Origin of the sequence: Ideonella azotifigens (genome assembly GCF_006519715.1) — a bacterium.
In the GTDB taxonomy this organism is placed as follows: domain Bacteria; phylum Pseudomonadota; class Gammaproteobacteria; order Burkholderiales; family Burkholderiaceae_C; genus Ideonella; species Ideonella azotifigens.
In genome coordinates this window covers 1-4,034 of record NZ_VIDT01000516.1, presented here as the reverse complement: position 1 = coordinate 4,034, position 4,034 = coordinate 1, and the positions used below count along the sequence as shown (strand labels likewise).

Here is a 4,034-nt window from a genome sequence, read left to right as displayed (position 1 = left end):
GCCAGCCAGCGGCGGGTGGAGGAAACGGAGGTGGGCTTCATGGCCGGCATGCCTTTGAGTGGTGCTTCAGTGCGTCAGGGCTTCGTGCGTCCGTGGCCCGGTCAGTTGACCGAAAACGCAACGTCGATGTTGCCGCGGGTGGCCTTGGAATACGGGCAGGTGGCGTGCGCCTCGTCAACCAGCGCACGGGCCACCTCGGGCGCCAGGCAGGGCAGGCTGATCGCCAGCCGGGCTTGCAGGAAATAGCCGCCTTCGCCAGTGCCCAGGTCCACCTCGGCGGCCACCGCCACGTCGGCCGGCAGCGCCACCTTCATGCGGCGCGCGGCGTGACCCATCGCGCCAATGAAGCAAGCCGACCAGCCAGCGGCGAACAGTCTTTAACATGAGGTATTCCTTTTGAGAAAGGTTGGGACATTCAGAGGCGGGCGACATCGAGCACGGCCTGTGCAAAGGCGGCCGGCGCCTCCTGCGGCAGGTTGTGGCCAATGCCGCCTTCGATCAGCCGGTACTGGTACTTGCCGGTGAACTTGTGGCGGAAGGCCGCGTCGCCCACGGCATGCGGGGCGCCGTTGGCATCGCCTTCCAGCACGATGGTCGGCACGCCGATGGTGGGGCCTGTGGCCAGGCGCCGCTCCAGCGCGTCGTAGCGGGCCTCGCCGTCGGCCAGGCCCTGGCGCCAGCGGTAGTTGTGGATCACGATGGCCACGTGGTCCGGGTTGTCCAGCGAGGCGGCGCTGCGGGCGAAGGTCGCGTCGTCGAAGCGCCACATGGGCGAGGCCGTCTGCCAGATCAGCCGGGCGAAGGCGTCGCGGTTCTTCTCGTAGCCGAGGCGGCCCCGCTCGGTGGCGAAGTAGAACTGGTACCACCAGGCGTATTCGGCCGCTGGCGGCAACGGCGCCTTGTTGGCCTCGCGGTTGCCGATCAGGTAGCCGCTCACCGAGACCAGCGCCTCGCAGCGCTCGGGCCACAGTGCCGCGATGATGTCCGCCGTGCGGGCGCCCCAGTCGAAGGCGGCGAACAGCGCACGCGGGATCTTCAGCGCGTCCAGCAGGGCGATGATGTCCAGCGCCACCGCGGCCTGCTGGCCGTTGCGGAAGCTGTCCACCGACAGGAAGCGTGTGCTGCCATGGCCGCGCAGGTGCGGCACGATGACCCGGTAGCCCTGGGCCACCAGCAGTGGTGCCACCTCGGCGAAGCTGTGGATGTCGTACGGCCAGCCGTGCAGCAGCACGACCACCGGGCCGTCGACCGGGCCCAGCTCCGCATAACCCACGTTCAGCAGGCCAGCCTCGACCTGGCGGATGGGGCCGAACGACGCGGCCGTCGTGCCGGCCGCGTTCTGCGCGGTGGCAGCACCGGTCCAGGCCAGGCCAAGGCTGGCGGCGCCGAGGCTGATGGCGGTGCTGCCGAGGAACTGGCGGCGGGAAGCAAGCGGGGTGTGGGACATGGGCTCTCCTGGCAAAGACGGGGGACTGCGGGCACGGGGCGAATGGTCCGCGTTCCACCCCGCGCGATCAAGAGCAACTAACATCACGCTTAGTTGCCTGTTGAGCAACACCAAGCGACGCCCGCCAGCAACGCATTCAGGGGAGCCATGTGATGCGAGAGATCAACCAGCAGCGCCTGCGCTATTTCCGCGAGGTGATGGCGCAGGGCACCATACGCGGCGCGGCCGACAGCCTGAACACCGCGCCCTCGGTCATCACCCGGCAGATCCGCCTGCTGGAAGACGAGCTGGGAGCGCAGCTGTTCGAGCGCGAGGCACGCGGCGTGAAACCCACCGAGGCGGCGGCCCACCTGCTGGATTTCTGGCGCGGCTACCGCTCGCACCAGGAGCGGCTGGAAGACCGGCTGCAGGCCATTCAGGGGCTGCAGCTGGGCCGTGTGCGGGTGGTCATCAGCGAGGGTTATGTGGACCTGCTGGTGGCCGAGGTGCTGACCGACTTTTGTGCCCGCTACCCGAAGCTGGAGATCGAGGTCGAAATGCTGTCGATGGACGACCTGCAGGCCGAGGTGGCCGAGGGCCGGGCCCACATCGGCCTGGCCTACAACCCGCCGCCGCACGAGCACATCACCACGCGCGCCAGCTCGGCCCAGCCGGTCATGCTGGTGGTGCACCCACAGCACCCGCTGGCCCGGCGCGGTGGCCCGGCCAACCTGCAGGATCTGCTGGCCCATCCGCTGGCGCTGATGCCGGCCAGCTTTGGCGTCGGCAAGCTCATCGAAATGCTGGCCTTCACCGAAAGCATCGCGATCCGCCCCACGCTGACCACCAACTCGCTGACCGCGCTGAAGCGCATGGCCGCCAGCGGCCACTTCCTGACGCTGATCGGCGAGTTCGCCGCGCAGCGCGAGATCGAGTCCGGCGAACTGGTCGCCCTGCCCGTCGACCACGCCATGTTCCGCAACGCGCAAGCCAAGCTCCTGGTGCGCGCCGGCCGCCCACTGGTGGCTGCGGCCAACGAGCTGCTGGACTGGCTGTTGATGAGGATGTTCGCGGCCGATCCCGGCACCAGTCCTCGCTGAATGGTGTCCAGGCGCTCTCCCACTGGGTGGACGGCAGCGCCGAGTGGCAGATGGACATGACCCGGCTTTGCTCCGAGGCCTACCCTGCCCCCAGCCCGGACCGCGCGGAAGCCGAAGCGCACGAGGGCGCCTTCCTCTGCGAGCTGTGCGTGCCGGTCAAGCCCAGGTGACACTCGCGAAAAGGCACCTGAATAGCGCCCTCACTGGCCGTCCCGGTCGTGATGGTCCACCGGCACAAAGCTGAAGCCGGTTTTCTCCTGGCGCACATGGCCCAGGCCGGGGAACGGCAGGTGCGGGGCAGCGACCAGCGCGCGGTCGCTGGCCAGCTTCTCGAACTGGGCCTGGCGCTGCTGCGCGGCGGCCGGCTGGTCCACGTCGTAGGTGATGGTGATGGCCGGTTGCGGGAACTGCACCGCCTGCACGTGCACCACGTCGCCGATGAAGGTGATGGCCTGGCCGCGGCCTTCCACCCGGTAGAAGGCATGGCCCGGTGTGTGGCCTGGCGTGGGAATCGCGGTGATGCCAGGCAGCAGCGTCGTCACGCCGCTGAACGGTTGCAGCTGGCCCGAGGCCTTGTAGGGCGTGAGCGCCGCGGTGGCCTGCGCGAAATAGGCCTTGTCGTAGCCGCCCACGCCTTGCTGGTGGGCCGGCGCGAGGAAAAAGTCCACGTCCGGCTGGCCCACGTGCAGCGCAGCCTTCGGGAACACCGCCTTGCCCTCGTGCACCAGGCCGCCGCTGTGGTCGGTGTGCACATGGGTCAGCAGGATGTCGGTGATGTCGGCCGGGGACTTGCCTGCAGCGCGCAGGCGGCCCAGCAGCTTGCCGCCGTAGCCCGGGCCGAAGAAGTCGCCGGCGCCCACGTCCACCAGCACCAGACGCGAGCCGGTGTCGATCAGGAAGGCATTGATGGAGGCCTCGACCGGGCTGGCGAGGAAGGAACGGGCCAGCAGCCCGTCCACCTCAGGCTGGCTGCCACCCTTGAGCAGCGCATGCAGGTCCTGCGGCACCGAGCCGTCGGACAGCACGGTGATCTCGAAGTCGCCCAGCTGGTAGCGGTAAAGGCCGGTCTGTGCGTGTTGCGTGACGGCGGTGCTGGCCGGCTCGGCAGCGGCGGCAAGAGACGTGAAGCCGGCGGCCACGAGCGTGCTCAGCACAAAGGCAGCGGAACGGATGGCAGAAGTCTTGTTCATGGAAACCTGGCGGAAAGAAGTGGGAACGTCCGTCAGGTTACCCATCGCCATTCACAATGGTGAGTGACTTATTCCGATACGAGGCATCGGCAATATGGATATCAAACGCTCCGAGCTCCCGCTGCTGATTTCGCTGGACGCACTGCTGGCGGAGCTGAACGTGACGCGCGCCGCCAGGCGGCTGAACATCAGCCAGTCGGCACTCTCAGGCCAGTTGGCGCGGCTGCGCGAGGCGTTTGGCGACCCGCTGCTGGTGCCCTCGGAAACCGGCCGCGGCATGGTGCCGACCGAACGCGCGCTGGAGCTGAAGCCGCGGCT

Annotated in this window: 5 protein-coding genes and 1 pseudogene; 3 read left to right on the top strand and 3 right to left on the bottom strand. The window is 68.5% G+C overall.

The genetic code is table 11. The features are described from left to right. Positions 1-101: 101 nt before the first annotated feature. Positions 102-377: pseudogene (locus tag FKP22_RS23150) on the bottom strand (Ohr family peroxiredoxin); the annotation flags it as partial. A gap of 38 nt (positions 378-415) precedes the next feature. Beyond that, positions 416-1,447 carry an alpha/beta fold hydrolase gene (locus FKP22_RS23145; RefSeq protein WP_141290030.1) on the bottom strand — a complete coding sequence of 344 codons (1,032 nt, stop codon included), beginning with the start codon at positions 1,445-1,447 and terminating at the stop codon, positions 416-418. Positions 1,448-1,599: 152 nt separating this feature from the next. Here FKP22_RS23145 and FKP22_RS23140 point away from each other — a divergent pair, with 152 nt between their 5' ends. Together FKP22_RS23140 and FKP22_RS32540 are read left to right on the top strand one after the other, a co-directional pair. After that, on the top strand, positions 1,600-2,526 hold the full coding sequence (locus tag FKP22_RS23140) for a LysR family transcriptional regulator (protein WP_141290029.1): 927 nt from the start codon (positions 1,600-1,602) through the stop codon (positions 2,524-2,526). Between the two features lie 26 nt (positions 2,527-2,552). Further along, complete coding sequence (locus tag FKP22_RS32540) at positions 2,553-2,696, top strand: hypothetical protein (RefSeq protein ID WP_170201032.1); 144 nt, start codon at positions 2,553-2,555, stop codon at positions 2,694-2,696. 30 nt (positions 2,697-2,726) lie between these two features. On the opposite strand, the gene FKP22_RS23135 is transcribed toward FKP22_RS32540, so the two are convergent. Then, positions 2,727-3,716, bottom strand: coding sequence for an MBL fold metallo-hydrolase (locus FKP22_RS23135; protein WP_141290028.1), 990 nt, complete (start codon positions 3,714-3,716; stop codon positions 2,727-2,729). Between the two features lie 94 nt (positions 3,717-3,810). On the opposite strand from FKP22_RS23135, the gene FKP22_RS23130 reads away from it, so the two are divergent. Continuing rightward, positions 3,811-4,034 (top strand): LysR family transcriptional regulator (locus tag FKP22_RS23130; RefSeq protein WP_141290027.1); only part of this gene is annotated, 224 nt, incomplete at its 3' end.